General features: G+C 56.3%; 27 protein-coding genes. 5 read left to right on the plus strand and 22 right to left on the minus strand.

Annotation, left to right across the window (positions count from 1 at the left end; all coding sequences use genetic code 11):
* Positions 1 to 75: 75 nt before the first annotated feature.
* From DWZ01_RS08675 to DWZ01_RS08685, 3 genes are all read right to left on the minus strand, one after another.
* Positions 76 to 2,076 (minus strand): NAD(+) synthase, encoded by a 2,001-nt coding sequence (locus tag DWZ01_RS08675; RefSeq protein ID WP_117840190.1) that lies wholly within the window; start codon positions 2,074 to 2,076, stop codon positions 76 to 78.
* A 153-nt stretch (positions 2,077 to 2,229) separates the two neighbouring features.
* Entirely contained in the window at positions 2,230 to 3,414 is a 1,185-nt protein-coding gene (locus tag DWZ01_RS08680; RefSeq protein ID WP_117840189.1) for an MFS transporter, read from the minus strand.
* Positions 3,392 to 3,673, minus strand: coding sequence for a DUF2087 domain-containing protein (locus tag DWZ01_RS08685; RefSeq protein WP_055251466.1), 282 nt, complete (start codon positions 3,671 to 3,673; stop codon positions 3,392 to 3,394). Before DWZ01_RS08685 ends, DWZ01_RS08680 begins: the two co-directional genes overlap by 23 nt.
* Before the next feature lie 483 nt (positions 3,674 to 4,156).
* Between DWZ01_RS08685 and DWZ01_RS08695 the strand changes: the two genes are divergently transcribed.
* Positions 4,157 to 5,110, plus strand: a complete 954-nt coding sequence (locus DWZ01_RS08695) for a hypothetical protein (protein WP_117840188.1) — start codon at positions 4,157 to 4,159, stop codon at positions 5,108 to 5,110.
* A gap of 135 nt (positions 5,111 to 5,245) precedes the next feature.
* Positions 5,246 to 6,535: a hypothetical protein gene (locus DWZ01_RS08700; RefSeq protein WP_117848675.1), complete on the plus strand. Its 1,290-nt coding sequence runs from the start codon at positions 5,246 to 5,248 to the stop codon at positions 6,533 to 6,535.
* A 54-nt stretch (positions 6,536 to 6,589) separates the two neighbouring features.
* Here the strand turns inward: DWZ01_RS08700 and DWZ01_RS10640 are convergent, their stop codons facing one another.
* The 5 genes from DWZ01_RS10640 to DWZ01_RS08715 form a co-directional block, all read right to left on the minus strand.
* Positions 6,590 to 6,982: a hypothetical protein gene (locus DWZ01_RS10640; RefSeq protein WP_147332644.1), complete on the minus strand. Its 393-nt coding sequence runs from the start codon at positions 6,980 to 6,982 to the stop codon at positions 6,590 to 6,592.
* Positions 6,960 to 8,087, minus strand: coding sequence for a hypothetical protein (locus DWZ01_RS10645; protein WP_147332645.1), 1,128 nt, complete (start codon positions 8,085 to 8,087; stop codon positions 6,960 to 6,962). Before DWZ01_RS10645 ends, DWZ01_RS10640 begins: the two co-directional genes overlap by 23 nt.
* A gap of 280 nt (positions 8,088 to 8,367) precedes the next feature.
* Positions 8,368 to 10,047, minus strand: coding sequence for an energy-dependent translational throttle protein EttA (gene ettA / locus DWZ01_RS08705; RefSeq protein ID WP_117840185.1), 1,680 nt, complete (start codon positions 10,045 to 10,047; stop codon positions 8,368 to 8,370).
* Positions 10,048 to 10,231: 184 nt separating this feature from the next.
* On the minus strand, positions 10,232 to 10,936 hold the full coding sequence (locus DWZ01_RS08710) for an SdpI family protein (protein WP_117840184.1): 705 nt from the start codon (positions 10,934 to 10,936) through the stop codon (positions 10,232 to 10,234).
* Positions 10,929 to 11,207, minus strand: a complete 279-nt coding sequence (locus tag DWZ01_RS08715; protein ID WP_147332646.1) for an autorepressor SdpR family transcription factor — start codon at positions 11,205 to 11,207, stop codon at positions 10,929 to 10,931. Before DWZ01_RS08715 ends, DWZ01_RS08710 begins: the two co-directional genes overlap by 8 nt.
* A 179-nt stretch (positions 11,208 to 11,386) precedes the next feature.
* On the opposite strand from DWZ01_RS08715, the gene DWZ01_RS08720 reads away from it, so the two are divergent.
* Positions 11,387 to 12,184: a ThiF family adenylyltransferase gene (locus DWZ01_RS08720; RefSeq protein ID WP_117840182.1), complete on the plus strand. Its 798-nt coding sequence runs from the start codon at positions 11,387 to 11,389 to the stop codon at positions 12,182 to 12,184.
* 14 nt (positions 12,185 to 12,198) lie between these two features.
* The gene (locus DWZ01_RS08725) at positions 12,199 to 12,981 is read left to right on the plus strand and encodes a TatD family hydrolase (RefSeq protein WP_117840181.1); all 783 of its coding nucleotides are present in this window, start codon (positions 12,199 to 12,201) and stop codon (positions 12,979 to 12,981) included.
* 79 nt (positions 12,982 to 13,060) lie between these two features.
* Here the strand turns inward: DWZ01_RS08725 and DWZ01_RS08730 are convergent, their stop codons facing one another.
* Positions 13,061 to 13,867 (minus strand): FGGY-family carbohydrate kinase, encoded by an 807-nt coding sequence (locus DWZ01_RS08730; RefSeq protein WP_231500795.1) that lies wholly within the window; start codon positions 13,865 to 13,867, stop codon positions 13,061 to 13,063.
* Positions 13,867 to 14,127 carry a hypothetical protein gene (locus tag DWZ01_RS10955; protein WP_369832491.1) on the minus strand — a complete coding sequence of 87 codons (261 nt, stop codon included), beginning with the start codon at positions 14,125 to 14,127 and terminating at the stop codon, positions 13,867 to 13,869. The genes DWZ01_RS08730 and DWZ01_RS10955 overlap by 1 nt, the downstream gene beginning before the upstream one ends.
* Positions 14,128 to 14,222: 95 nt before the next feature.
* Here DWZ01_RS10955 and DWZ01_RS11070 point away from each other — a divergent pair, with 95 nt between their 5' ends.
* Positions 14,223 to 14,333, plus strand: coding sequence for an IS3 family transposase (locus tag DWZ01_RS11070; protein ID WP_368131375.1), 111 nt, complete (start codon positions 14,223 to 14,225; stop codon positions 14,331 to 14,333).
* 52 nt (positions 14,334 to 14,385) lie between these two features.
* Here DWZ01_RS11070 and DWZ01_RS08740 read toward each other — a convergent pair whose 3' ends face one another.
* The 12 genes from DWZ01_RS08740 to deoC form a co-directional block, all read right to left on the minus strand.
* Positions 14,386 to 14,814, minus strand: a complete 429-nt coding sequence (locus DWZ01_RS08740) for a secondary thiamine-phosphate synthase enzyme YjbQ (RefSeq protein WP_117735290.1) — start codon at positions 14,812 to 14,814, stop codon at positions 14,386 to 14,388.
* Positions 14,815 to 14,816: 2 nt separating this feature from the next.
* Positions 14,817 to 15,677, minus strand: coding sequence for an amidohydrolase family protein (locus DWZ01_RS08745; RefSeq protein ID WP_231500796.1), 861 nt, complete (start codon positions 15,675 to 15,677; stop codon positions 14,817 to 14,819).
* 27 nt (positions 15,678 to 15,704) lie between these two features.
* A complete protein-coding gene (gene frlD / locus DWZ01_RS08750; protein WP_117840179.1) occupies positions 15,705 to 16,505 on the minus strand; it encodes a fructoselysine 6-kinase in 801 nt (266 codons plus the stop codon).
* A 121-nt stretch (positions 16,506 to 16,626) separates the two neighbouring features.
* Entirely contained in the window at positions 16,627 to 17,490 is an 864-nt protein-coding gene (locus DWZ01_RS08755; protein WP_117840178.1) for a PfkB family carbohydrate kinase, read from the minus strand.
* A gap of 14 nt (positions 17,491 to 17,504) precedes the next feature.
* Positions 17,505 to 18,473 (minus strand): SIS domain-containing protein, encoded by a 969-nt coding sequence (locus DWZ01_RS08760; RefSeq protein ID WP_117800382.1) that lies wholly within the window; start codon positions 18,471 to 18,473, stop codon positions 17,505 to 17,507.
* Between the two features lie 61 nt (positions 18,474 to 18,534).
* Positions 18,535 to 19,386, minus strand: coding sequence for a sugar phosphate isomerase/epimerase (locus DWZ01_RS08765; RefSeq protein WP_117840177.1), 852 nt, complete (start codon positions 19,384 to 19,386; stop codon positions 18,535 to 18,537).
* A gap of 1 nt (position 19,387) precedes the next feature.
* Positions 19,388 to 20,971, minus strand: a complete 1,584-nt coding sequence (locus DWZ01_RS08770; protein ID WP_117848677.1) for an amidohydrolase — start codon at positions 20,969 to 20,971, stop codon at positions 19,388 to 19,390.
* 9 nt (positions 20,972 to 20,980) lie between these two features.
* Positions 20,981 to 22,444 (minus strand): YfcC family protein, encoded by a 1,464-nt coding sequence (locus DWZ01_RS08775; RefSeq protein WP_117840175.1) that lies wholly within the window; start codon positions 22,442 to 22,444, stop codon positions 20,981 to 20,983.
* A gap of 218 nt (positions 22,445 to 22,662) precedes the next feature.
* Positions 22,663 to 23,406 (minus strand): GntR family transcriptional regulator, encoded by a 744-nt coding sequence (locus DWZ01_RS08780; RefSeq protein ID WP_117840174.1) that lies wholly within the window; start codon positions 23,404 to 23,406, stop codon positions 22,663 to 22,665.
* Positions 23,407 to 23,556: 150 nt separating this feature from the next.
* Complete coding sequence (locus tag DWZ01_RS08785) at positions 23,557 to 24,216, minus strand: HAD family phosphatase (RefSeq protein ID WP_334199550.1); 660 nt, start codon at positions 24,214 to 24,216, stop codon at positions 23,557 to 23,559.
* A gap of 63 nt (positions 24,217 to 24,279) precedes the next feature.
* Positions 24,280 to 25,122, minus strand: coding sequence for a Cof-type HAD-IIB family hydrolase (locus tag DWZ01_RS08790; RefSeq protein WP_197032805.1), 843 nt, complete (start codon positions 25,120 to 25,122; stop codon positions 24,280 to 24,282).
* Positions 25,123 to 25,271: 149 nt separating this feature from the next.
* Positions 25,272 to 25,946, minus strand: a complete 675-nt coding sequence (gene deoC / locus DWZ01_RS08795) for a deoxyribose-phosphate aldolase (protein ID WP_022094433.1) — start codon at positions 25,944 to 25,946, stop codon at positions 25,272 to 25,274.
* Positions 25,947 to 26,137: the final 191 nt, after the last annotated feature.

The raw sequence follows: 26,137 nt of genomic DNA on the forward strand, positions 1-26,137 counted from the left end.
CGCCGCGCGATACGGGCCATCAGATTTCAAAAGTGTAACGCTTACAACCCCCGTATTGGTTCAATTTAGCCAACCTTAGTCAATTGGATTGAGGGCGTCGATCTGCGCGAGCCACAGACGTGAGCTTGCGTCACTCGGCATACGCCAATCGCCGCGCGGGCTGAGCGTCACCGAACCCACCTTGGGACCATCGGGCAGGCAGCTGCGCTTAAACTGCTGGGCAAAGAAGCGACGGTAGAACGTACGTAGCCATGTGTGGACGGTCTTGACATCGTAGACGCCCTCAAAGCTCTTGAGCGCCATGCGGTAGATCTTGGCCGGCTCAAAGCCAAAACGCAGCAGGTAGTAGAGGAAGTAGTCGTGCAACTCGTATGGGCCCACCAAATCCTCGGTCTTCTGCGCAATCTCGCCGTCGCCCGTGGGCGGCAGAAGCTCGGGGGACACCGGCGTATCGAGGATATCGAGCAAGACCTCGGCAATGCGCCCGCCAAAGACATCGGCGGCATAGCGCACCAGATGGCGCACAAGCGTCTTGGGCACGCTCGCGTTGACGGCGTACATGCTCATGTGGTCGCCGTTATAGGTAGCCCAGCCGAGCGCCAGCTCCGACAGGTCGCCCGTGCCAATGACAAAACCGCCAGCCTGGTTGGCCAGGTCCATCAGAATCTGCGTACGTTCGCGCGCCTGGCTGTTCTCGTAGGTTACGTCCTGCACGGCCGGATCGTGCTCAATGTCCTTGAAGTGCTGCTCCACAGCCGCGTGGATCGAAACCTCGCGGAAGCTCACACCCAAGTCGCGGGCGAGCGACTCGGCATTCGACTTAGTGCGGTGCGTCGTGCCAAAGCCGGGCATGGAGACTGCCGTGATGCCCGTGCGCGGCAGCCCCAGTGCATCGAAGGCACGCACGGCTACAAGCAGTGCCAGCGTGGAGTCCAGGCCGCCCGAAAGACCGATGACTGCAGCCTTGGTACCCGTATGGGCAAGGCGGGTCTTGAGGCCGGCAGTCTGCAGGTCGAGGATGGTCTCGCAGCGCTCGGCCAGGTCGCCGTGGTCGGCCGGCACAAAAGGCGCGCGAGGGAAAACGCGGTCGATATCGCAGGCATCGCGCAGAACAGGCTCTTTGGCCAGCACGCCCTCAAACGAAAACTCAACGGTCGTGGCCTCCGGCGCATCGTCCGCGCGCGCCCACGTCGTCGAGCGACGGCGCTCGGCAACCAGGCGGTCAAGGTCAACGTCGGCGATGGCCATATCGCAGGTAAGCAGTTTGGTCGCGGCGAGCTTGGAGCCGTTTTCGTAGACGAGGTTCTCGCCCGCAAAGACCATATCGGTCGTGGACTCGCCCTCACTCGCGTCCGCATAGGCATAGGCGCAGTACAGGCGCGCGCTCTGGTTGGATATGAGGCTGCGTCGGTAATCCGCCTTACCGATAATCTCGTCCGAAGCCGACGGATTGAGGATCACCGTCGCACCGGCAAGCGCCATCTCGGTCGAAGGGGGCGCCGGCACCCACAGGTCCTCGCAGACCTCAACGCCCAGCACCATATCCTCGGCACCTTCATCACAGCAGCGGTAGACAAGCCCCGAACCCAGCGGAACCGGACCCTGACCGGCAAACTCGACCCACACAGAATCTACGGGCGCCGGAGCAAACCAGCGGCGCTCATAAAACTCACCGTAATTGGGCAGATACTTTTTGGCCGTGAGGCCCAAAAGCTCGCCCGCGCAGCACACGGCGGCGCAGTTGTAGATACTCTCGGCAACTGCAACGGGAAGACCGATGGTAAAGACAATCGGCAGCCCGCGGGTTTCATCGAGAATATGTGCCAGTGCGGTCTCGCAGGCATGCAGTAATGTGCGGTTATGGAACAGATCGGCCGCGGTATAGCCAGTCAGATTAAGCTCGGGCAAAACCAGAGCACGAACGCCGCGCTCGGCAGCCTCGCGAACGGCCGCCAGCGCAACCTCGGCATTGCCCTCGACATCGGCCACGCGAATCCGCGGCGACGCCGCCGCCACACGCAAAAAGCCATCGTTCTTATTAGCCGAAACGCAGCATTGCTTTGTTGATCTGGACACTGGAGGCCCCTTCTACCCTGAGATTCAGTCTAACGGACGTTCACATATCTCTAACTAGCCAAAGCAACCTCCCAGTTTACTGAGAGGCCAACCTGTGCTAAGAGCATGTATTTCAAAATTAAGGCATATCAACGTCACATCTGCATATCAACGTCACATCTTTCGCAAATAATTCAATTGAAACACAACTACCATCATAATTGAAAATACACCAAGTCCTGTAACGAGAATTGAGAACATCGCGATGCTCGTGAACAGCGAAACAAGGAGTGTTGAAATAACAACAGCAACCGATTGCAAAGACTCCCTAATTGAAAACAGGCCTATCGATTCAGATCCGTCTCTCGCCAAATCCTGCAGCGATGTTATGAGAAGCACATCTTGAATGGCGTTTCCGGCACCGACGATAAAAAGGAAAATAAACGATATCCCAGACGCATAGCGATAGCCAAACGCCAGATACGCACCGAGCGCAAGATACGTCACAAAACAATATGATTTAACGCAATCGGAACCACTGATTAAACGACCATATATTGTATTTCCGAACAACAGTCCGATTGTAAGACTGCTCTGAAGGAATCCGTATTGTATCGATGACGAGTCAAATTGCAATTGCGCTATAGCTGGCAAAAGAGAATTCAGAGAGCCGAATGCCACGCCACTAGAAATATCGATTAATAGGAAACCAATTGCCAAGTGCTTCGCGCTAAGATCACTAAATTCAGTCCTGTATTTTTCATTTTTGCTTATCCCCTCTTTATCATTAACCTCGATAACCGACGGAACATCTCGCAGCAACCAGAACGACGCGGCAAAAGATAGCGCGTCTAATGCAAGAACAGCCTCCGCCCCAAATTGAGCGACAACAAAACCGCCGGCAACTGGCCCCAGAACCATCATCAAATTCTGCAGAAACCCAAACGAATTATTAATTACGTCGCGATTGATACTATTCGTATTGGCTCTTAACAACGAGTAAAAGCAGGGCATTTCAACCGTTCGGCAAAGCGATACCGCGCACGTAATAGCAAACATACTCCATTTACTATCAACAAAAATATAGCAAATGAATAATCCCGCGCGAATTAAGTCTGCCAATCTCATGGCCTGCAGTGTCCCGATACCCATCTTCTGAGGCAGCTGCGCGAGCGCAACTGAAAACAGAGAGGGGGCAAATCTGCAGCAGACCATCAAAGCAGTTGCAGAAACATCGTGAGTTACCTCGTAAATCAGCATTGGCAAAGCAATATTCGCACACCAATTGCCTATTTCGCTTATCCCTCTAGCAATATATAGGACCCGAACCGGACGGCTAGCTCTCAATACCGTGAACATCACGATTAACCTCGTATTTCAGGCCTCGTTCATCCCTTAATAGGAATCCATAATCAACCAAATACCGCCTCAACACGGCATAATCAGGATAGAGCTGTGAAAGCACACGATTAACCTGAAGCTCCGTATAACTTGTATTTAATTCAAAGAAAGAGACGGCCCATAGCAGCATGATTCTTTTATAGCTTTCCTTTTTTGGAATTGAAACCAGCTCGCCATTCTTGAGAAATCGTTTTTTAAAGTCTATTAGCTCATCCATTCACATCCTCCATTTCATACGCATCTAATACTAAAAATGCATACGCTTTAGGTCATCGCATTCAGCTTCTTTATTCGAACTAATCTAAATAATTTGCTCAAACACTCTTCGAAAGCTCGTTTTTCACTCTGAGTAAAATGCCCTTCCCAGTCAGTCCACGAACAGGAAGGCAACTCACAACGAGCGGAGTCGAAGCCCTCTGCCGTCGGTCGTTCAAAATGCACGATAACCTTTTCGACATCGACATCTGTAATCAGGTCAGAATGAATGACCTCGGTACCGTCTTCGAATGTCATATACGGGTACATCACGTAAACCACCTCGCAATCGTAAGTCCAGTTTAGCATCAAGCTATTTCGCCAAAGACAGCAAGCCCCCCTTGATGAGTTGATGGTATCTGTTAAACGTCACGCACGATTCACATCTGGTGGGTACCCTGATGGCTACACGAAACGAAGCAGATTTACACCGGGAGGACCCCGTATGACAACCAAGTACACTGACGCGCCGCGCACGCGCGTTATGACGCCGGCATCGCTCAACAACGGCGTGCACGAGAACCACTCCATCGGACAGACCATGGCCATCGCGCCCAAAAAGGGCCTGTTCGACGACATTTCCATTCCTCAGATCATTGCCGGCGCCGCAGCCGCCGCCACGAGCGTCGCGCTTGCCTCCAAGATCGGTATCGCCGGATCGGTAATCGGCGCCGCCGTGAGCTCGGTCATCACCGTTGTGTCTTCGCAGGTCTACCGCCACTTTATCTCTGCCAGCGCCGAAGCCCTCAAAGGTACACACACCGCCGACGACTACCCTGCCGGCGCCTATGAACCCGTTGAGCTTGATGCCGAGGAGCACCTGGGCGGCGCCGCGACTACGCAGGAGATGCGCCAGATTGCGGGGCGCGCGACCACGGCGCGCGTCGCTCCCGACAGTCTGCGCGCCAAGGCGGCGGCAGAGCGCAGCCAGACGCAAAAGAAGGTCATCGTCTTCTCGATCGCCATCGCCATCGTCGCGGTCATCGCCTGCGCCGGCGCCATCCTTATAACCACCGCCGGTGAGGGTCTGGGCGAGCGCCCCGAGCCAATCCTTTCGTCGCGCACGACCGAGAGCGATGCAAATGGCAACACCCAGTCGCAGGATCAGCAGGCACAGGCGGACGGCACGCAAGACAGTTCTACCTCTGCCGATTCGTCCTCGAACACCCAAAACCAATCGCAGGGCACCGATTCCTCTACGGCCAACAGTGGCACGCCGTCCGGCACGACCGACTCAAGCCAAACGACTGACGGTTCACAGCCGAACACGGGCGACCAAACGAGCGACACCACGTCGGGAACGGGCGCAGCAGACAGTAGCAACACCAACAGCTCGAGCGGAACCGCTTCCGGCACGGCATCTGACAACTCGAGCCAAGGCACGGCATCGGGCAACTAGGCACTGCATCCCCAGATAGGCAACCTGTACAACGGGCGCGAATCGAAAGCGGTTCGCGCCCGTTTGCCTTGGGCGCCGAGGCGGCACGCCCCGTGCGATGGTAAGATGCTTTGGTGTGTAAAGAGGAGATTTGCCATGAGCAAGACAATAGTTAGGCCCACGCTTTCGCTGGGCAACCACATCTATCTGTATCGCCTGCTGCGCGATGCAATCGGATGCGGCAAGCAAACGTTTATGACGCAGGTCGAGGAGGCACTCGCCGCTGGTGACATGGCCGCTTATGACCTCGGCTTTGAGTCCACGCGCGAGCTGCTCGAGGAGCTCGACGACTGCATTAAGCTGACCGTCTTTAAGGGCGGTCGCCTGTATGCCACCGTCATCGCCAACGATGCCTGGGATGCCGCCCTTGCCAAGGGCGAGGACAAGCCCAAGGCAGCCAAGGGCGCTAAACAGTCCTACAAAAAGAAAAAACGCGGTGAGAAGGACCTCAAGGCCGTGCGTCCCAAGCACGTTAAGCGTCCCGAGCCCGTAGTTGAAGCTGTGCCCGAGCCCGAGCCCGAGATCGAAGTCGCTATTGAGGTAACGGCAGAAGCCGAAACCGAAATCGCCACCACGGCCGATCCCAAAGTCATATCCGAGCAGGAAGCCACTGCGGAGCTCAACGAAGCTCCCAAGTCGACAACCGAAGAAGCCGCCAACCAGCCCGAGACGTCTGCGTTCCAAAACAGCGATGTCTTTGGCGACGAGGCCGAGGACGATCAGCCTTGCGAGCCCGCAGAACAGGACGCTACCGAGGTGGCATCGGAGCCCGAGGCACCGCAGCCTGCCATCTCGCTCACGGTCGTCTATGACCCCGAGAACGCCAACGCCGGCATCACCACCATGGCCTCCACGCCCATCGAGGCAAAGTCGAGCGTCGAGAATCAGAGCGCTCCGCAAGTCGAGTTCGACACCGCGACCGCAGACGCACCCGCCATCGTCGAGCCCGCAGATTCCGCGGCGATGCCGAAAGCGGACACCGAATCAGTACTCGGCGCCGAACCCGCGCCCGTCATCGAGGTGACGCCCGTCAATGAGCAGGCCTTCGCACCGACGATGGTACCGGCCCCCGCACCCGTAGCGCCCGCCATCCCCGAGGACTTCCCCATCGATTTCGCAACCGAGGTCTTCTGCCCCGGTCCATTGCTACACCAGCTGTCGACCTATCTCCCCTACGGCGCCGATACCCTCGGCATTGTCGGCGAGTACTACTGGATCGCCCGCGAGCGCGGTACCATCGAGGCCGCGCGAAACCGCGCAAGCTTCCCCCTGCGTTACACGCAGGCAGGCGAGCGCCACGAAGTCACCGTGCGCATCCGCCGCAACACCACCGGCGGCCTCGGAGCCGCCTGGACCATCGACAAGGTCAACGCCCCGGTCGAGTAAAAAACGGCCTCGGATAGCCAATTGACCATCCGAGGCCGTTTAAATTCAGGCCTTTTAGTTGTCATCGGCGCATATAGACACCAGAGAAGCAAGCTCCTCCTCAAGTTGCGGAGCAAAATACCTAAAAGAAACTTGTGCTCCAATCGGTATCGACTCAATCATATTCGCAGCATTATCTGAAACACGGTACGATGCAGTTTCACCTGTCTTTAATTCCTCTATTGAGCAGACAGCGTCTTCAGCATCAATCGACCTAAGCATGCCTTTACCTTGCAACATCACATCGGCATGCCCACCAGCTATTTCCAATGAATCTGAGTTTGTCACAGACATTTCTCCGGAATCTCCGCGCGGCATCTCTTCTTTTGTTGAACAGCTCACCAATAAAGCCATCAACACCAAAGACAGGACTAAACGAATCGTCCTACTTCGAAAAAGTCGTTCCATAAGTCCACGCATAATAACTCTGATCATACTTCAGGAAGGATAAGGATGAATTCCAGCCGTCCGCTATGCCAATCATCTGCCTTGTCTCTCCAGTTTTCTTACCAGTAAGTGTGGCGTAAGCCTCCGCTGTTACAGAATGGGCTGATCCGTTGTACAAACTCGCATGTAAAACATTCGGTCTATTAGAGTTAATCTCATTTTGAATGTTCACGATAGCCGGGGAGGAGACAGTGCGAGCGATAAGATTACTCCCTCTGCTTGCGCAGTAATTTGTAAACCCCGTTGCACAGGTTGAAATCGGCGTTCCGCCCAAAACAACACCGGGAACAGTCTGTTCTTCATCGGAAAGAGCATGGGTATTGGTGTAATTCCATATCTGCATATATTGCGAAGGGTCGCTATATAAATTGGCAATGCCATACAGTTCCGCAACGTTCGAAAAAGCTGTCACCATACAAGCATAGTGGGCGGTAAGCCTCTTAATCTCGCTTTCATCATATGACATAAACTGAGAAATGGAACGAAATCCAGATACTGTGTAATCCTGCATTTGAGTTGCGTAAATTACAACATCGTTCCAGCTTGAAGGTTTATTCGATAAAACGACAGGCCGTCCTTCTATGGAAACAGCCGGGATTGTTCTTCCGCAATTTGTTGTTATTGAACCGTCCAAAGATTGCACGCCGAATTCGAATGGATTGATCATTACGACTGGGTTATTGAAAGAATAAGGCTCGACACCAAGATCTCCTCCCCGATCCATAGGGCTGACTAAGCCGTCTCCAAAACGATATCCCGTAAGTATTTCATCATCTGAAGCATCTAAAACCAAATAGCCCGCGGCTCTATTGGATGTCACAACCGGAACAATGTAACCAAGCGGGGACCCATCAACGTCTACAAAAGGAATAGGGTCAGAAGGCGTATACGAAGAGCCGAGGAGTCCCTTTATATATTTATCGGCAAGCTCTTGCGCAATTTCAGAAGTAAATTGTATCTGCTCACCATCAATATTGCCCGTCGAAGCAAAAACCTCTTTCGGACGTGCGGCTAAGGCGACAATTGAAGACGCGACAAGTTGCAGAAAACGACGACGCGAAAGCATATGTTCTTCTTTCTAGAGGAGCGACTTATAAGATACTCCTATTCTATAACCTTTTTTGTAACGTTACAGCACTGGTTATATTTCAATTCGATTCGCTTATGTCCTTGTAACCCAATACGTCTTTACGTTTTAAACGGAATTAGAAAATCACTCATAGCAAAAACGGGCTTTAATCCCAAAGAGATGACTTTGATTATGAATCAAACCAGCAGCCAGGGCATAGCTGCAGTGCAATTGCTACAAGAAAGGCCGCCCTTGCTGGCGGCCTTTCTACTTGCTACTAGTCACGCGTCAGCTTGCGGTGAATACGATGCGGCTGGGCTGCGTCCTCGCCCAGGCGCTCGATGCGGTTGGCTTGATAGGCCTCGAAGTTGCCCTCGAACCAATACCAGTTGCCCGGATTATCGTCGGTGCCCTCCCACGCCAGAATGTGCGTGGCGACGCGGTCCAGGAACATACGGTCGTGGCTAATGACCACCGAGCAGCCCGGGAACTCGAGCAGCGCCGCTTCGAGCGAGGACAGCGTCTCGACATCGAGGTCGTTCGTGGGCTCGTCGAGGAGCAGCAGGTTGCCGCCCTGCTTGAGCGTAAGCGCCAGGTTCAGACGGTTGCGCTCGCCACCGGAGAGTACGCCAGCGCGTTTCTGCTGGTCCTGGCCCTTAAAGCCAAAGCTCGCCACATAAGCACGGCTCGGAACCTCGGTCTCGCCGACCATCATGTGGTCCAGGCCGTCCGAGACGACCTCCCACAGGTTCTTGTCGGGGTCGATGCCGGAACGGTTCTGATCGACATAGGAGATCTTGACGGTCTCGCCCACCTCGAGCTCGCCCGAAGTCAGCGGCTCCAGGCCCACGATGGTCTTGAAGAGCGTAGTCTTGCCCACACCGTTGGGGCCGATGACGCCCACGATGCCGTTACGCGGCAGGGTGAAAGAAAGGTCGTCGATGAGCACGCGGCCATCGAACTCCTTGTGCAGATGATGGGCCTCGAGCACCTTGTTGCCCAAACGCGGGCCCACAGGGATGCGGATGTCGGTCCAGTCGAGCTTCTGGCTTGCGCGGGCCTCGGCCTCCATCTCCTCGTAGCGAGCCAGACGGGCCTTGTTCTTTGCCTGGCGAGCTTTGGGCGAGCTGCGTACCCACTCGAGCTCGGCCTCCATGCGCTTGGCAAGCTTGGCATCGCGGTTGCCCTGCGCCTCGATACGGGCGGCCTTGGTCTCCAGATACGTGGAGTAGTTGCCCTTGTAGGGATAAAGGTGACCGCGGTCGACCTCGCAGATCCACTCGGCAACGTTATCCAGGAAGTAGCGATCGTGCGTGACGGCCAGCACCGCGCCCTGGTAGTTGTGCAGGAAATGCTCAAGCCACAGGATCGACTCGGCGTCCAGGTGGTTCGTGGGCTCGTCGAGCAGCAGCAGGTCGGGAGCCTCGAGCAGCAGCTTGCACAGGGCCACGCGGCGGCGCTCGCCGCCGGAAAGCACGTTAACCGGCATGTCGGAATCGGGCAGCTGCAGGGCGTCCATGGCCTGGCCGAGCTTGGAATCGATATCCCAGCCGTCAGCGGCGTCGATCTCGTCCTGGAGCTTGCCCATCTCGGCCATGAGGGCGTCCATGTCGCAGTCCGGGTCGCACATCTCCTCGCCGATCTTGTTGAAGCGATCGACCTTGGCAATCATGTCGCCAAACGCCATGCGCACGTTCTCGATGACGGTCTTGTCGTCGTCGAGCGGCGGCTCCTGCTGCAGGATACCCACGGTGTAGCCGGGGGTGAGCCTGGCATCGCCGTTGGAGACCTCCTCGATGCCGGCCATGATCTTGAGCAGGGTCGACTTGCCCATACCGTTGGGGCCCACGACGCCGATCTTGGCACCGGGGTAGAAGCTCAGGGTCACGTCGTCAAGGATTACCTTGTCGCCATGGGCCTTGCGAGCCTGATACATCTGGTAGATAAACTCCGCCATTTGTCTGTTTTATCCTTTCTACCTGCTGTTTCCATATTCTTGTTTCGCTTTAGTGGAAACGAAATGAGGAAACCGGCTCTGAAACTTAGCGAAAAAGGGGCATGGTTGCCCACACCCCCTAATACTACCTGGGAAAAGTCCCCCGGGACACACTATGAACTGCGTACGCTAGTTTTCCGCAACCTTAACGAACAGCCCGCTGAGATTTGCGCCACAGCAGATACGAGTAGACGTAGACGGCTCCGACCGAACCAAACGCCAGAACCGCAATCACCGCGGCGACGACTTCACTCGAAAGCACCGCACCTGCCACGCCCATCGCAATCAGGCCAACACCCAGCACCATAAAGCAGGCACCGCCAAAGCGCTGCGTACGGCGCCAGTTCTCGGGATCGGCAAGCGCCCAAGGCGTCTTGATACCGAGCGTATAGTTCTGCTTCACACGCGGCAAGTAGTTGCCTACGCCGATGAACAGCAAACCGATAGCACCGGAAATCAGCACGTTGACCGAACCGACCGCCGGCACCACGCCCCAGACCGTAAGCTCACCCAACCAGCTTACGGCGCACATGAACAAGGTGAAGGCGATTACGAAGCCCTGATAGAACTTGCCCGAGGTTCGATATGCCTCACCTTTGGGATCGATGCGCGGCACCACGCAGAACATTGCGAGAAGCACCAGAGGCAGCACGCCGAGCGCGGAGGCCATCCAGCTGGGACCCCAACCGTCGACGGCGCCGTTCGCGCCCCAGTGCGTGGGAATCTGCCCAGGCAAGCTCGGCATCACCATGAGGTGCGCTACGACATTGGCGACGCACAGAGCGATCAGCGCAATCCACACACGCCGCGATACCCCCGTGGCGTGAATGCCCTTGTTTTCGTTATTCATCCTTATCACCTTCCGTGTTTGTAAAGCCCATAAACCAACCAATCAAATCCTGCATGACGGTGGTATTTAAGCTGTATACGATGTTTTGGCCATGGCGCTCGTCGGTCACCAACCCGGCGTTTTTGAGCGTCGCCAAGTGATGGCTCAACGACGGCTTGCTGATGTCAAAATGCTCGGCAAGCTCCCCGGCCGTGCGATTGCCCTCGCGCAGCAGTTCCAAAATGTGACGCCGTGTAGGATCGGCCAGCGCCTTAAAACCCTCTCCCGGCATAAGACCTCCTCTCATCATTTCGTTCGACGCGCACACTATACTCGATATTTAGATGTTTGTCTAACTATCTAACCGCAATGCTTCAAACCACATCAAAGCAAACGCCATCGCAGCCTATGGGCGATTACCTATAATGGCGATAGCTAGAACACGATTCACTTCCCCATCGGAGGATGTCTATGACTGAAACCACAGCCGCAACTCCCAACGAGACACGCGACACCAAGCTCGAGATCATCATGGGCCGCGAGGCACTCGATAAGCTCGCTGATGCCACGGTGCTGGTGCTCGGCTGCGGAGGCGTGGGATCTAACTGCTGCGAGGCACTTGCCCGCGGCGGCATCGGTCATTTCGTCATTCTGGACAAGGACATCGTCGCGCCCAGCAATATCAATCGCCAGGCTATCGCCTTTCACAGCACCGTCGGCAAACGCAAGGTCGATGTTATGGAAGCCATGATTCGCGATATCAATCCCGCCGCCACCGTTATCAAGCGCACCGAATACCTGCTGAGCGACAACATCGACGAGTTCTTCGCGAGCGTTTTGGAGCAAACAGACGGCAAGCTCGACTACGTCGTCGACGCCATCGACACCATCTCGGCCAAGCTCACCATTGCCAAATATGCTCAGGACCACGGCATTCGTTTGGTTAGCTCCATGGGCGGGGCCAACAAGCTCCATCCCGAGTGCCTCCGCTTTGCCGACATTTTCGATACGGTACGTGACCCCATGAGCCGCATCATGCGCAAAGAATGCAAGAAGCGCGGCATCAAGAGCCTACATGTACTGTTTAGCTGCGAGGAATCGGTTAAGACACAGCCCCGCGACCCTTCCAATATCCACGAGCGCACCGAGTTGGGCACCGCCAGCTTTATGCCGCCCATCATGGGCCAGATGATTGCCGGCGAGGTTATCCGCCAGATCAGCGGGCGCGGCACTGAGCGCGTACGCTCCGATGGCCAGCGCCTGGACTAGCAGGATGCCCTGCGATGGAACCGCGATTCTTTGACACGCATTGTCACCTTGATTTGATGCTCAGCCCCGATGCTGCAGCCAGTGAGTCGGCGGCGTTGGATCTGGGGCTCTTTGACTGCGGGGTCGACCCACGCGACTTCGCGGCAGCAAAAAAGCGGGCCAGCCGCTACCCAAACATTATCGCGGGCGCTGGCCTCCATCCCTGGTGGCTCGCCGACGGCCGTTGCGGTCCTGCCGAAGTCAATCTGCTTTGCGAAGTTGCTGACCAAGAGCGCTATATCGGCGAGGTAGGACTCGACTTTTCCGCGCGCTTTGCCGGAAGCGAACCGCTACAAATACAGGCATTTGACCGGCTCTGCAATGCCCTCGTGCAGCATCCTCTTGCAGGTCGCGTGATATCAATTCACGCCGTTCGTTCAGCAGGAGCCGTACTGGACGTCCTCGAATCGCATGGGCTACTCATCCCAAACCCCGACTCCCCCGCTATCATCTTCCACTGGTTTAGCGGCACTTCGGACGAACTCGCCCGCGCGCGTAATGCGGGCTGCTATTTTTCCGTCAACGAACGCATGCTCGCGACCAAGCGCGGTCGCGAATACGCACGACAGATTCCACTCGACCGCCTGCTGCTCGAGACCGATGCGCCGGCCGAGCCAAACACAGAAACAAGCGCGCAGTCGCTCATCAGATCGCTCGCAAGGACCTCGATGCGCATTGCCTCACTCAAAAACTGTGACGCAAAGCGCATCGAGTCGGTAGTTTTAGCAAATGCGCACTCTGTTTTTGACCTTCGCTAACCCCTGTGGGCAAAAATGCCAAGGGGCATGCGAATCGCACAACGCAGTCCCTATTGGTAGGCAGTACAATTCGGCAGCATTACACCAATTCGTGCATGAGATCACGGTTGCGTGCATACAATTCGTCAAAGATATGACGGCGCGACGCATATAACTCGTGGGCAGCCATATCGGGCACGATTGTTTGCGCAACGCCAAGGACTTGGGCGAGCTCATCCCATGATGCATAGGCGCCACCTGCGAGAGCTGCCATGATGGCATCACCGAAGCATGCACCCACCGTAACCTTGGCAACCGAGACCTCGCGCCCGCATACGTCGGCGATAGCCTGCATCCAAACTGGATTCTTGGTTCCACCTCCGACAAGCATAATGCGCCCAATTGGCAGTCCATGCTCTCGCTCGATAATGTCGACATGGGATGCAACGGTATACGCGACGCCTTCCAAGGCGGCGCGAACCATATGGGCTCGCGTATGCCTTCCGGTCAGGCCAAAGAAGACGCCACGCGCCTCGGGATCGTTGAGCGGAGTACGCTCCCCCGCAAAGTACGGCAGACACAGGAGCCCATCGGCACCCGGCGCCACATCGGCGGCATCATGCGCCATAACCGAATATGCATCGGGGCCACCGTGGTCCTCGGCCTCTACGGCGTCGCGATACAGCTCTTGGCGCAGCCACGATGTGAGTGCACCCGCCGTATTGGTCCCCGCGCAGATCCCGTAAGTTCCGGGAATGATAAACGTCCCCGGCCACAGGCGGGCATCATCGATCATATGATCGGCTAGGTAGATGAAATACGCCGTACTCCCCAACTGAATCATCATATCGCCGGGACGGAATACACCCGTCGAAATGGCCTCGGCACCAGAGTCGCCCGTTCCCACTAAGACAGGTGTCCCTGCCGCGAGCCCCGTCGCCTCAGCCGCACGCTGCGACGCTCGCGGACCTCATCGGCAAGCTCGCCCGAAGCACCACGACCGGCAGCCGAACTGCCGATGACCATCGCATCTGGAAGACAATTAAAGAGAAGTGAATCGGCAATGTCCGCAGTCGTGCGGTCGTCGAGATAAACCTCCCCCCCCTCGCTCGTGATGAAGTGAAAAAGCTTGAGGTCGTCCAGGCGCAGCGCCGTCTTGCGACGCATGGTGTGAGTGAAATCTCGGTCAATCAGCCCGAGATCACCGGCCCAGGCACCGCAAAAAATGCAGCGCGTGAACTGCGCTTGGCGGCTTCCACGACTTGCGACACGCTTCCGCCCGGATAATACAACGGATCACCTGGCAGAGGACGCAGACTAAACTGAAGGGACTGACCCCGGAGGAGTTCCGGAGCCAGTCCCTTGCGGCGTAGTTCTTATTTAAGCCGTCCAAGTTTTGGGGTGCAGCTCATTATTGCAGGAACGTTATTCCCCCAGCACCTCGACGTACACTTTTCGCTTCTGCGGACCGTCAAACTCCGCAAGATAGATGTTCTGGGCACCTCCGCACACGATGTGGCCATCTTGGACGGGAAAGAAGCAACTGTTTCCACAAATCATGCTCTTGATATGCCCACAGGAGTTGTTGCCGGTGGCTCCATAGCTCGGCAGGAAGTGTGCATGCGCATAGGGAGCATCGAGTGGGGCGATGCGATCAAGCGTCTCCATAAGATCCGTCTCCACGCAGGGCAGCCCCTCGTTTACCACGATTCCACAGGTCGTATGCGACAAAATAATCGCTGCCAAGCCATTCGTCACCGAGCTGCGTTCGATGGCAGCGTGCACGTCTTCGGTAATATCGATGAACTGGTCCGGAGCAGTCGATAGATAGCTCAATGTCTCGAGCGTCACCATGTTCACTCATCCCCTTCAAGAAAACGCAGGGCATTACCCCAGTAGAGCCTTTCTCGCGCATCATCGCGCATGGACACGGTATCGAGCGCCCGCTTGAGTTTGAACGCACGGAAGCGCGGCGTATTGCTGGCGAACATCACTTGATGCGATAGCGCACGCTCATACCACAGCGGCCCCATATCGACCGTGAAAAGACGCTGCATCATCTCCTCGGGCGAATCGATGTAAGTGATAGAGGTGTCCGTGTAGCAGTTGGGATACTTGAGCAGCATCGCCACGGTCTCGCGCACCCAGGGCCAGCCAAAGTGAGTCAAACTAAAGCGCACATTTGGATGCGTTGCGATTGTGTGCTCAAATGCAAGCGGGTTACTGCGCGAGAGCTCTGCGCCAGGCTCCCAAGACATACCGGCATGGAAAACCACCGGCTTGTTATAGCGCTCGCACAGCTCGTAAAGCGGCTCGGCCACAGCATCATCGGGGGCAAAACCCTGCTTTGCAGGATGCAGGCAAAGCCCCTTTGCCCCCAACTCGGTAAAGGCGCGCTCCAATTCGTCTGCGGCACCGCTCACCTGCGGGTCTACGCTCGCAAATCCCCACAGACGATCGGGATGCGCGGCAACCAGCATGGCAATCTGGTCGTTGGTGCCAAAGTGTCCTCCGCATGCCGTGGTTACATCGAGCGGCATGAGCACGCTCTTCTGCACATCGCAGACGTCCATCTCGACTTGAAGCTCATCCCAATCCATGGGGCCCATATGCCCCATACCAAATTCTCGTGACCAAAAGCCGAATCCATCAGGCTCATCACCCGGCTTACAGATCTCGCCGTAGAGCATAGGATGGACCAACATGTCGATAACCATTTCGTACTCCTTTCCAGGCATTTGACCCTAGTACGGCTCAAACGAACCAATCACTCGGGACGACAGCTCAGCGCCCGCTTTCATACACGCCGGAATATCAAGGCCATCGATCACGCCCTTGGTAAACCCGGCAATATACGAGTCGCCGGCACCCACGGTATTAACGACCTTCTCCGCCGGTACGATCCCGCACTCATAGAAGCGCTCACCGTCATAGGCAATGCTTCCCTTCTCGCCAAGCGTGGCAACCGCAACGCGCGGTCCCAATTCCTGCACGTGGCGTACCCAGTCTCGCAGCTCCGGAGTGTCCTCTTCAAACGACATGAACGCATAGTCTACGTAAGGAAAATGAGCCTCGCATGCATATTCGGGATCCTGGCTGAACACCGAGAAGTCCATAACCACCGTCCTGCCCGCATCATGCCATTCGGGCAGGAGGTCCAAACAATTGCCAAACAGGTCGGTATGAATGATGTCATGCTCTAGGATAAACGCCCGGTCATCTTCATTCGGACGATATGTCTCCATTACGCCATCGATTGCCTCGAGATGCACGCGATCGACGCCGTCTTTCAATGCCATGAGCATCACCGAGGTGTCGCCATCCTCCACCCGCAGATGTGAGATATCGAACCCCTCAGCGGCCAGCGCCTCTCTCATCTTGTCTCCGTACTCGTCCTTGCCGACAACCGACACGGCGGATACCGAAACGCCCATTCGTGCAAGATGGATACCCCAGTCAATGCCGTTACCAGTCGGATAGAACACGCCGATGTTCTGATAGACGTCCGCGCAGCAAAAACCAGCCGCGCACGCTTTAATACCCATGGTCTTCTCCAATGTTCAAAAGGGGACCCACCACATGGCGAGCCCCCTTTTCGCGTTTTGCTTATTGTTTTGCATCGGCTGTCCAAGACCTCATAGCCAGACCGCCGTACGCTTTCTTAAGCTATTCGACGATTGGCGCTCCGTGGCCCCAAGAACCTTCCATGCCGCACACGGTCGAGGCAAACCCGGCAGCAAAGTCGAGCGCGCGCTCGATGGCCTCGGCGCCATCCTCACCACGCTTGGCGGAATCGAGATAGCACATCAAAAACGAGGTGAGGAACGAGTCGCCCGCCCCCATGGTGTCCTTCATGTCCGTTACCGGTTTAGCCAGCTGGCGGTAATAACGCTCGCCGTCGTAAGCAATGCAGCCCTCGGCGCCCGCCGTAGCCGACACAAAACGCGGACCCAGGCCCTTCACCCATGCCAGACGCTCGCGAATCTCGTCCTCACTCGCGGCATCCGCCGCACTAAAGAAAGCGAAATCGACGTAGGGCGCAATCTGCTCGTAGTACTCGTCGGTGGAGTCGTCCGAAAAGTCAAAAGAGACCGTGACGCCCGCAGCCTTCAACTTGGGCAGCTCGCGCTCGGTAAAGCAGTAGTTGCCCGAATGAACCACATCGAACTGCTTCATGTACGCAAGGTCAAAGCGATCAAGGACATAGCGCACATCGCCACGGATACCGCCCTCGTTGGAGCCAAGGAAGACACGGTCACCGTCAACGACGGTCACGCGAGCCGCCCCGTTCTCGCCAATCATCTGCTCGCACTTGTCAAGCTCGATACCCTCATCCTCGAGGCTTGCAATGACATGCTCGGCAGCGGCGTCATTGCCAAAAATGCCCATGTATGCAGAGCGTGCGGCACCGCATTTCTTGGCATAAACGGCGAAGTTCACCGCATTGCCGCCGGGATACATGGTGTGGATATGCTCGTAGCGATCGACGACGTTGTCGCCAAATCCGAGCGCGTTAACGTTAAATGCCATGGCCTTTGCTCCTTCTAGTACTCGACAACACCCATATAGCGACGGAAATCGGGATCGTGATCAAACACCTTGCCGCGTGCGGCACGCAGCTCGCAGTTCATGGCATAGAACAGCACCGGGTCCAGATAGGCACGGACGCTCGCCGGCACGGCTTCCATACCGTACTCCTTGGCATCGAGCACCATCAGCGTATCGGTATGCGTCTTAAGGAACGCCAGGGCGCGCTCGTCCATAGCACGGCACTCGCTGGAGCCCATCTGCAGGAAGTAAAAAACGCCATCCTGAGTAGCCTCGAAGGGGCCATGGAAGTACTCGGCAGAGTGGATGTAGCTGCAGTGCTGCCACTGCATCTCCATAAGAGAGCAGATAGCGAAACCGTAGGTCTGGCTAAAGTTGGGACCGCTGCCCAGAATATAGAAGAACTCGTGCTCCTGGCAAAGCTTGGCAAAGCGATCGCCCAGCTCGGCATTTACCTTCTCGCGTGCCGGGGGAAGAATCTTATCCATCTCGGCGATACCGGCATACATATCGGCAAGATCGGCGTAACCCTCCTGCTGATCGAGCAGCTCTGCCGCAAGCGACAGCGAAATGCCAGCGGGGACCTCGGCCTGCGGCACGCCCTCGCCCCACGGGTAGACCCACGTGGTCCATTTACCGGTGTCGATCTTAGATCCAGCGTTGTCGGTCTGGGCGATCACCGTAGCGCCGGCAGCAAGGGCAATCTCGCAGCCCTCGACGACCTCAGGGGTGTTGCCACTGTGGCTACAAGCGATGACCAGGGACTTCTCGCCCAGACGACGCGGACGCATGATATCGAACTCGCGAGCCGTATAGATATACGAAGTGAAGGTGGTTGCCTCGCGCTGCAGAAGCTCATGGGCCGGGATCAAATCAATCATGGAGCCACCGCAAGCAATCCAGTAGACGCTGTCGAACTTGCCCTTCTCGGCAATTGCCTCTTTGATCAGATCGTGTGCGTTCATATCCAGTTCCTTTCTTGTTTGGCCGCAATCAATGACGTTGGCTGCGTGGCCGATAGTTGTTTTAGTCAATCAGATATTTCTCGAATGCGGCCATGTTCTTGGCATCTGCCGCCGCCGGATCATCGTAGTAACGACCGTCCGTGATTTCCTGGCCCAGCATGCCGTCGAAACCATGGGCGTTGAGCGTGGCGACGAAGGCGTCCATATCGTGCTTGCCATCGCCCCACACCAGATGGCCATACGGGTCACCGTCGATAAAGTGCATCTCGTGAATTGCCCCATCACCAAAGGCGGCAAACCAGTCCTCGAGCGTCTCGCCTGCAACGCCCATCGCGGTTGTATCAACCATAGGCTGTAAGTACGGGCTCGCGACCTCGTCAATCATGCGCTTCGCATCGGAAACCGTCGTCACAAGGTTGCTCTCCTCGGGACGCAGACTTTCCATCGTAAGCACCAGACCGTGCTCGCCGGCATATTCCGCCAGAATGGACAAGTGCTCGCGGCTGCGCTTCCAGGCTTCCTCGCGGTCCTCGTCCCAGTCGCCCCAGCCCGAGTTGACGGACATACGGTCGCACCCAAGTACCTCGGCAAGCTCAATGCCGTGCTTAAAGTACGCCAGGCTGCGCTGTTCATGCAGCGGTTTGCGTGCGCAGTACTGCCAAGGATAGACAACATTCTCGGGGCACAGAGTACGATACCTAAGCCCACGGTCTGCAGCCTTTTTCGCCAGGACCTCAGCCTCAAAGTAGCCCGTGTGGTCGAGCGTCACATGCGGCTCCGCACACCACAGCTCAATGGACTCAAAGCCCAAGCGCTGCTGCACATCAAGGAAGTAATCGAGCGACCACATGATGTAGTGGATATTCATGCCCGCAATCTGCTCGCGGCGCAGCGTCGGTTTGGATTCAGGCATCTTATGCCTCCTTATTTCGATCGAACACGATTTGTCCGTCCGACATCGTCATGTCAACCGCAAGATCGCGTGCGTCGCGATAATCGAGGTCGAACACATCCCGATCGAGCACGCAGATATCGGCAAGCTTGCCAACCTCAAGCGTACCCAGCTCGTCTTCGCGCATCAGGTCGTACGCGCCCCCGGCAGTCCAAGCGCACAAGAGCTCGACAAGCGTCAGCGTGTTGACCTCATTCACGGGCAGTCCGTCGTCGAAGTATCCGCCGCACGCACTGTAGATTGACTCGCCCAAGCTCGGAATCAACAGCGGCAAATCCGTGCCACAGCACACTGTGCATCCGGAATCTTCCATGCCGCGGCGATTCCAGCTGTGCAAAAGTCGCGTCTCGCCAATTTGTCGACGCATCATCGACAGGCAATCCTCGCGCCGGTCCAGCGTCAGAATCTGCGGATAGACCTCGCAAATTCCACCTAACTTGCCAAACTCGACAAGATCGGTCGGGTCAGAGTTCTCGAGATCGGTAATCGCATGACGGCGAAGCATCCGTCCATGCTCGTCTCGAGGCAGCGAGGCATAGAGCGCCACGGTGCGACGAACGGCGCCATCGCCCTGGCAATGCAAGGAATATCGGAAGCCGTCAGCATCAATTGCACGCAGCTCGTTCTCAATCAGATCCCACTCTGGCTCCTCGACGACCGTCTTGCCGGCAGCGCCCGCATCGGCCGAGTCCTCATAGGGGTCAATCATCTCGGCAAGCCCCGCCCATACGCCGCGATCGGTCATACGGTTGAAGCCAGAAAAACGAACGAACGGTCCCCGGAAGCGCGCTCGTGCCTCGCGGGCATATGCCAGATTTGCACCGGCACCCACCGGCTGCGACATCATAGAGACGCGAACCGTCAGCTCACCAGATTCCTCACGGCGAGCCATTTCGTCGGCAAAACCGTAGTAGTCATCAAACGCCATCTCCTTGATGGCGGTAACGCCGCGCTCGTTAAGCATGCTCATGTAGTCCGAATACCCCGCACGTACCTCGGGCAGCGCGAGGAAATCGCTCATCATGCGCCAGATCTTCTCGGCATAGCACGCCTGGGGTGTAAAGCCGTATCGTGCACTGGCGGCAGCATTGAGAACGCAGGTCTCCGCACCCGGTGTAAAGCAGACGACAGGAATATCGCCAAAACAATCGTCAAACACAGCTGCCGTATTTGCGTTCTCGGCATCCGATGCCAACGTTTCGGGTAGGCTGTGGCCAAAAGCCGCCGCGCAATCCGGATGATCTTCTTTCCATGCACGCAAGAGCGACACGGCCTCTTTGGCATCAGCGATGCCGGACAGATCAGACCCCAACGTCCGCAGCGCCCAGCCCGTATAGAAGGTATGCACATCGATCAGGCCAGGCATGACGGTGCGGTCGCCCAGGTCAACTACCTCGTCCGCTTGGGTCAAATACGAAGCTACCTCACACTTGGTGCCAACAGCCTCAATTCGATTGCCACGGACCGCTACGAAACCTTCAAACGGCAGGTCACCCGTACCGGTAAAGACGCTCTTAGACGTCAGGACCGTCAAACGATCAGACATCACAACCACCTACACCGGAAGCATGCCAGAGATTGCCGTTACGATCAGGCCAAAGACGACCATGAAAATGAAGAACTTCCAAATGGTCTTCCACCATTGGCCAAACGAAATCTTAGCCACGGCAAGGCCGGCGACCGTCATGCCCGCCACGGGACTGATAGTGTTGATGGTCTGATTAGCAAACTGGAGCGCGGTAACGGCAGCCTCGGGATTGAGGCCCATAAGCTCGGTCAGCGGACCCATGACGGGCATGGTGAGCGCCGCAAGTCCAGAACTCGAGGGAACCAGCAAAGAGAGCAGGCCAAGGACGATATACATAAACGTGGTGTAGACGGCGGCGGGTGCACCGGCGAGCGCAGTAGCGAGCGCCTGGAGGATGGTGTCGATGATCATGCCGCCCTCGGCGATGACCAGAATACCGCGAGCGATACCGATAACGATGGCAGCGTACGCAAAGTCGGCAAGACCCTTAACGAACTCCTCTGCGATCGTCTGCTGGTCAAGACCGCCCAGGATACCGGCAAGCAGGCCCATGCCAAGGAACACGGCGGAAATCTCATTCATGTACCAACCCTGGGTAACAAGACCCCAGACGATAATGCCCATACCGCAAGCAAAATCGATAAGCACGAGCTTCTGACGGATAGTGAACTCTTCCTCGATGGAGGCATCGGTCACGGAAAACTCAATACGCTTGAGCTTATCGTCCTCGTACGTAATGGACGACTCGGGGTTTTTCTTGACGCGCATGGCATAGCGCATGGCCCATGCGATACCGACGGCAGTGAAGATGACCCAAGAAACGGCGCGCAGCCACAGTTGCGGATTGCCCTCGATGCCAATGATGCCTTGGGCGATCAAAACATTAAACGGGTCGATGGTCGAAGCACAATATCCCAGGTTGGGACCAAGGAAGCAGATGATGAATGCCGTCATCGAGTCATAGCCGATACCCATCATGATGGGAATGAAGATGGCATAGAACGGCAGGGCTTCCTCAGACATACCAAACGTAGTGCCGCAAATGGACAGCAACGTCATCGTGATGGGAATGATGAGGATGTCCTTGTTCTTGAGCTTTTTAACCACACGGCTCATGCCGGCATTCAAAGCATTGGTCTTGGTGATGATTGCGAACGATCCGCCAATCAATAAGACGAACGCAACGACGTCGGCAGCTTCTTGGATACCCTTGGTGGGCGCTTGCAGGACCGCGAAGATATCCTGGCCCAGATTGATGGTCTCGCCGGTCTCGGAATCGGTGTAGTTCTTATCGACCTGTTCATAGGTTCCAGCAACGGCGACTTCACGCTCGCCCGCCGCTGTCGAAATCGTCTTGCGCTGATACTGACCAGAGGGAACGATCCAAGTCAGGACCGCAAAGACAACGATCAGCAAGAACATGATCGTATAGACATGCGGTAATTTGAACTTAAAACGTCTGTTTGTCTTCTTCGCCTTCGTATCTGACATAGATACCTCCAAAGAACTCGAGACTGCATCGCATCTCGCTTCAACGTTTGCACAATGCAAACGTTCTATGACGTCCCATAGATTACCAGCAGCTTTTCTCGTCATCAAGATAATTTCAAACTGATTGCCGCGACACGGTTGAACGGTTGCGTTCGCGCCGTGAACGGTATGGTGACGCCCGGTGAGATGATCCACCGGGCGTCTCCATTCGCAATGTCCTAGATGTCAAAAACGTAGCGAGACCCAACGATCCGCTGACGACCGATGATAAACGGCCGCCGCTGCTCATCGAAAAAGAAGGCATCCATGTAAAACAAGGGTTCGCCAACGGAAACCGCCAACAGCCGAGCGACCTCGGGCGAGGCGCACGCGATCTCGAGCGTGCACGGGTCGGTAAACGCGGGCGTACGGCCCGTCCGGTTGCGCACGAACTCAAAAATGGATTGGTTAGATAGAGGTGCCGTTGATAGATAAGCGTTGTCCTCGTAAACGTATATGTTGTTCTCAAGCATGACGGGGACCCCATCGGCAGTACGCACACGCTCAACGCAAATCAAATCAGTTCCAACGGGAACACCAAAGAACTGCGCTTCGGTGGAATCCGCCGGCAGTATCTTTCTCGAAATGACGCGCGCCCCCGGTTCCATTCCGTTAACGCGGCATGCGTCCGAAAAACTCTGGACGTCATCCTTCTGGCGAATCTTGCGCTTAAGCTTGGGGGCATTGACAAACGTGCCTTTCCCCTGTCGCTTCGTTAGATAGCCCTGCTGGACAAGCTCCTCAATAGCGCGCCGCACGGTAACACGGCCAACTTTATAGCTTTCAGCTAATTCAAATTCGTTGGGAATCCGCTCGCCCGCCTTGTAGGCACCGGAGTTGATTTCGTTTTTGATGATATCGATAACCTGTTGGTACAGCGGTATCGCAGCTTTACCGTCAGTTAGCCCTTCAGTCGGTGGCATATACCCTCTCCCAGCGCAATTAAGTCTAAAGCGGGCTCAAGGACATTCAACAAGCCCTTGAGCCCGCATTAGCATAAAGTATGCTTGCTATCGCACCAAAATGTCGGGTATTTACTCATCTGACCCGAAAAACGCGCAACTACCGCGCTCCTAAGAAAGCGTGAGCAGCTCCGGCAACTGGTCGATAATCTTGTCCGCGGCATCCTGGCTAAAGCCGAAGCGCTCCTCGCGCTTGGCAATGACCGTCAGGCCGGCTCGCTTGCCGGCAGTGATGCCGGGCACCGAATCCTCAACGCAGCAGCAGCGATTCGCGGGCAGCCCCAGCAGGTCCAGCGCATGCAGGTAGATGTCGGGCTCGGGCTTGCTCTCCTTAAACTGCTCGCCGCTCACCACATACTCAAAGGCATCCGACAGCCCGCACGCATTGAGCACTTCCTCGATGCTATCCATGGGAGACGAGCTGGCAAGCGCCACGCGAACGCCCCGGCGCGGCAGCTCTCGAATCGTATCCACGGCGCCTGGGTTAATCAAAGTCTGATAGTCGCGCGGACGCTCATGCGCCCACTCATCCCAACGGGCCAACGCTTCCTCGCCAGTAAAATGCCCCTTACCGGCGCGCTCAAACCAATCGACCAGCATATGCAGGAAGAACTGATGCGAGGTACCAACCTGCCCATTCAACTCCTCTTGAGTCAGGTTAAGCCCAAGCTCCTTGGCAAACGCGGCAGTCTCGCCCAGGTAGTAATACTCGGTATCGACAATGACGCCGTCCATGTCAAAGATAACGGCGTCGAACGGAAATGCGGACACGGCACCCTCCCTAACAAAAGGGCGCCTGTAAGCAGGCGCCCGAACCATGCATTATCGGCGATTCTAACCCAGCAGCTTATCCAACGCCACCGCAATACCGTCTTCGTTGTTATTGGCGGTCACCATCTGGGCTACCGCCTTAACCTCATCGACTGCGTTGCCCATGGCAACACCGGTGCCGGCCCACTCAATCATGGACTTGTCGTTCTGGCCGTCACCAAACGATACGACCTCGCTGGCATCGATACCGAGCTTGGGCAGGGCGCCCTCGAGCGCGCGGGCCTTGTCGATACCAGGCGCCGTGTACTCAAAGTACCAGTCGGCCGTAAACATGCCCGAAAGCGTCTGGGTAAAGGGCGCATACATCTCCTCGTAATGCGCCTGCAGGTAGGCCGGATCGCCCGCCGTCAGCAGCTTGTCCACGGGATAAGCGTCCGCGACCTCATGCAAGCTCTCGACCTCGCGGATCTTAAGGTCGCACGCATCGCGCTCGTATTTGACGATGTTTTTCTGCGAGCCATCCGGCAGCGTAATCATGCAGCGATACGAATCCTCGACATGCAGATCGCGACCGAGCGAAATCATAGGGATCACGTCGAAATTGCGCAGATGATCAATCAGACGGTGCAGCTCGTCAGCCGGCATGGCCTGGTCAAAAAGGACCTCATCGGTCTGAGCGTCGACCACATGCGCACCATTAAAGGCAACTAGCAGACCGTCATGGTTTTGAAGGTCGAGCTCCTGCGCCAAGGCGTGCAGCCCCCATGCGGGACGGCCCGAAGCCAAGATGAGCTTAATGCCCGACTCCTGCGCCGCGAGCAGCTTCTCGCGCGTACGCGGGCTGATGACCTTTTGGTCGTTGGTGAGCGTACCGTCGATATCCATTGCGATGGCTTTGATTGCCATATATGCCTCCCTGTCATTGAATAACCTTGTCTGAGTCATCATACAGAACAGCCACCGCGACTCCGTTTGCAACGGGAAAAATGTCATATTGTCCCGAACATGAACGGCGTGTGGTCGTGAAGCTTTATCGCTCAGGTCAAATACGTCTGCTAGCGACGCTCATCCGTCGGTGCGCCCTCGACGATCGCGATGCCCGCCGATGCACCTAACGCGCTGGCGCCGGCCTCGATGAATGCGCAAGCCTCTTCGTAATTATGGATACCGCCCGCCGCCTTGATTGCCACGGCATCGCCGAGCACCTCGTGCATCAGCCGCACGTCCTCGAGCTTAGCACCGCCAAAGCTTCTGCCGGTCGATGTCTTAAGGAATCCCGGCTTGGCCTCCAGCGCGATCTCGCATACACGGCGCTTGGCGGCGTCGTCGCCGTCCAGCTTGCACATCTCGACGATTACCTTGTCAGTGATGCCATGCGCGCGACAAAAATCAGCAATGGTAGTCATCTCGCGCTCGATGGCATCAAAATCGCGGTTCTCGATCGACCCCTGATTCAAAACGTAGTCAATCTCGGTAAAGCCACACGCAGCGTATTCCTCAAACCTCGCAAGCTTCTCCTCAAGCGTCATAGTGCCCTGGGGAAAGTCGATGGCGCCGGCAAGGATGATGTCAGAGCCCTCGAGCATGGCGCGGCCCGTCTCGTACTCCTGAAGGTTCGCAAATACGCAGCGAAAGTTGTACTTTAACGCCTTCTCGACATACTGCTCAAACGTGTCCTCGGGGGCATCGATATAGTCGATGTATTTATTGATGGGTTTGGCAAGCGTCATGCTGGGCCTCCTTGTTCAGGACTGACAACCGATTCGTGGTTTCACGCGAAAAACCACGTTCAATGTACGCCCGACATGCAAGGACAGCGTCCGCATTCCGACAAGTGGTATGAAATTAGCTGTAAACGTATATTTACAGACAGACACTATGACCCAATCCGAGGGCACTAAAAAGATAGGAGCCCCCGCTC

This window comes from Collinsella sp. AF28-5AC, from assembly GCF_003457875.1.
Taxonomy (GTDB): Bacteria; Actinomycetota; Coriobacteriia; order Coriobacteriales; family Coriobacteriaceae; genus Collinsella.

What these genes read in the sequence shown, in the direction of transcription:
- DWZ01_RS08680 (WP_117840189.1), bottom strand. Translation starts at nt 3,414, where the DNA reads ATGTTCACGGTATTGAGAGCTAGCCGTCCGGTTCGGGTCCTATATATT.
- DWZ01_RS08685 (WP_055251466.1), bottom strand. Translation starts at nt 3,673, where the DNA reads ATGGATGAGCTAATAGACTTTAAAAAACGATTTCTCAAGAATGGCGAG.
- DWZ01_RS08695 (WP_117840188.1), top strand. Translation starts at nt 4,157, where the DNA reads ATGACAACCAAGTACACTGACGCGCCGCGCACGCGCGTTATGACGCCG.
- DWZ01_RS08700 (WP_117848675.1), top strand. Translation starts at nt 5,246, where the DNA reads ATGAGCAAGACAATAGTTAGGCCCACGCTTTCGCTGGGCAACCACATC.
- DWZ01_RS10640 (WP_147332644.1), bottom strand. Translation starts at nt 6,982, where the DNA reads ATGGAACGACTTTTTCGAAGTAGGACGATTCGTTTAGTCCTGTCTTTG.
- DWZ01_RS10645 (WP_147332645.1), bottom strand. Translation starts at nt 8,087, where the DNA reads ATGCTTTCGCGTCGTCGTTTTCTGCAACTTGTCGCGTCTTCAATTGTC.
- ettA (WP_117840185.1), bottom strand. Translation starts at nt 10,047, where the DNA reads ATGGCGGAGTTTATCTACCAGATGTATCAGGCTCGCAAGGCCCATGGC.
- DWZ01_RS08710 (WP_117840184.1), bottom strand. Translation starts at nt 10,936, where the DNA reads ATGAATAACGAAAACAAGGGCATTCACGCCACGGGGGTATCGCGGCGT.
- DWZ01_RS08715 (WP_147332646.1), bottom strand. Translation starts at nt 11,207, where the DNA reads ATGCCGGGAGAGGGTTTTAAGGCGCTGGCCGATCCTACACGGCGTCAC.
- DWZ01_RS08720 (WP_117840182.1), top strand. Translation starts at nt 11,387, where the DNA reads ATGACTGAAACCACAGCCGCAACTCCCAACGAGACACGCGACACCAAG.
- DWZ01_RS08725 (WP_117840181.1), top strand. Translation starts at nt 12,199, where the DNA reads ATGGAACCGCGATTCTTTGACACGCATTGTCACCTTGATTTGATGCTC.
- DWZ01_RS10955 (WP_369832491.1), bottom strand. Translation starts at nt 14,127, where the DNA reads ATGCGTCGCAAGACGGCGCTGCGCCTGGACGACCTCAAGCTTTTTCAC.
- DWZ01_RS08740 (WP_117735290.1), bottom strand. Translation starts at nt 14,814, where the DNA reads ATGGTGACGCTCGAGACATTGAGCTATCTATCGACTGCTCCGGACCAG.
- DWZ01_RS08745 (WP_231500796.1), bottom strand. Translation starts at nt 15,677, where the DNA reads ATGGTTATCGACATGTTGGTCCATCCTATGCTCTACGGCGAGATCTGT.
- frlD (WP_117840179.1), bottom strand. Translation starts at nt 16,505, where the DNA reads ATGGGTATTAAAGCGTGCGCGGCTGGTTTTTGCTGCGCGGACGTCTAT.
- DWZ01_RS08755 (WP_117840178.1), bottom strand. Translation starts at nt 17,490, where the DNA reads ATGGCATTTAACGTTAACGCGCTCGGATTTGGCGACAACGTCGTCGAT.
- DWZ01_RS08760 (WP_117800382.1), bottom strand. Translation starts at nt 18,473, where the DNA reads ATGAACGCACACGATCTGATCAAAGAGGCAATTGCCGAGAAGGGCAAG.
- DWZ01_RS08765 (WP_117840177.1), bottom strand. Translation starts at nt 19,386, where the DNA reads ATGCCTGAATCCAAACCGACGCTGCGCCGCGAGCAGATTGCGGGCATG.
- DWZ01_RS08770 (WP_117848677.1), bottom strand. Translation starts at nt 20,971, where the DNA reads ATGTCTGATCGTTTGACGGTCCTGACGTCTAAGAGCGTCTTTACCGGT.
- DWZ01_RS08775 (WP_117840175.1), bottom strand. Translation starts at nt 22,444, where the DNA reads ATGTCAGATACGAAGGCGAAGAAGACAAACAGACGTTTTAAGTTCAAA.
- DWZ01_RS08780 (WP_117840174.1), bottom strand. Translation starts at nt 23,406, where the DNA reads ATGCCACCGACTGAAGGGCTAACTGACGGTAAAGCTGCGATACCGCTG.
- DWZ01_RS08790 (WP_197032805.1), bottom strand. Translation starts at nt 25,122, where the DNA reads ATGGCAATCAAAGCCATCGCAATGGATATCGACGGTACGCTCACCAAC.
- deoC (WP_022094433.1), bottom strand. Translation starts at nt 25,946, where the DNA reads ATGACGCTTGCCAAACCCATCAATAAATACATCGACTATATCGATGCC.